This window comes from Kitasatospora sp. NPDC001159 (assembly GCF_053598235.1).
The window spans coordinates 1-1245 of sequence record NZ_JBSFJV010000289.1; the positions used below are offsets into that span (position 1 = coordinate 1).

Here is a 1245-nt window from a genome sequence, read left to right on the forward strand (position 1 = left end):
ACACACGTCTTCAGCGGCGTGACCGCACCACCCCAGCAAGCTGACCGCTGAAGGGAATCTACGTACCAGCACTGAAAACAAGCCGTCGCCTAACAAAGCGGGAGGGGCACCTGCGGGTGCCGTTCGACCACCGCGAGGAGACCCGGGCCGGGCTGGACCCGCACCAGATGTACCCGCTGGGGCACTGGGTCAGCGAGCAGCGCAAGGCCTATGCGGCCGGCTTGATGGAGGGCAAGCGCGTCGAGCGGCTGGAGTCGATCGGCATGGTCTGGGACCCGCTGGACGGGGCCTGGAAGGAGAACCTCGCCGCGTGCCGGGTCTACTTCGCCGACCACGGGACCCTCGCCGCCCCGCGTACGGCAACCGCACTCGACAAGCCGGTAGGCCAGTTTTTGTCCAACCAGCGCCGCCCGGGTGCGCTCGCCGACCGGCCGGACCGGGTAGAAGCCCTCACGGAGATCGACCCGGACTGGAACCCCACCTGGCCGCTGGACTGGCAGCGCCACTACGCCGCCGTCGCCGACTGCCTGGACGGCGGGGCGCAGCTCGGTGATCTGCTGCCGGGGGTGACCGTCCACGGGCTGGACGTGGGGCGGTGGCTGGAACGCCAGCGCCAGCACATCGTGTGGCAGGGCCTGAGCGAGGCGCAGCGCGAGCGCCTCGCCGCCTTGGGCGTCGAGGTGCTGGCGGCTGAACCGGGGGCGCCGAGGAAGGCCGTCAAGGGGGCTTCTGGGGCCTTCGAGCGGGGCGTGGCGGCCCTGGCTCAGTACAAGGTGCGCACCGGGTCGGTGACGGTTCCCAGGAGTCATGTGGAGGAGCTGGAGGAGGTCGGCGAGGGCGGTGCCGTGCTGGTGAAGCTCGGGGTGTGGATCTCCAACACCAAGGCCCGTCGGGCGAAGCTCACCGAAGCCCAACTGGAGCGGCTCGCCGCGCTCGGACTCGACTGGCGCTGAGACCAGCCGGGCCCGGTGCCCCGACGAGAAACGTCCCCGAGCCGCCCTGGCCCGCCCGTACCCACCCTGGTGGGGGAACGGCAGCGGCCAGGGACCGGCGGAGACCCCACAGGCCGGGCAGTCGGCCTTCCTGGGGCCGCCCACGCACTCCGGCCCCCCGTAGTGCTTCGAAATGGCTTCACCGGTTGTGATCTGAAGCTTCGTCGAATGGTCAGCTTGCTCGGTGGTACTCGTTGATGAGGCCGGTGACGGCTTGTCGGTGTTCGATCCGGGCTGTCGGGATGGGGATGAC

The 1245-nt window shown here is 70.2% G+C and carries 1 protein-coding gene; it reads left to right on the forward strand.

All coding sequences use genetic code 11. From position 1 onward, the window contains the following. Nucleotides 1–71 precede the first annotated feature (71 nt). The gene (locus ACWC9T_RS41925) at nucleotides 72–953 is read left to right on the forward strand and encodes a helicase associated domain-containing protein (RefSeq protein WP_449826266.1); all 882 of its coding nucleotides are present in this window, start codon (nucleotides 72–74) and stop codon (nucleotides 951–953) included. The last annotated feature ends 292 nt before the right edge of the window (nucleotides 954–1245 follow it).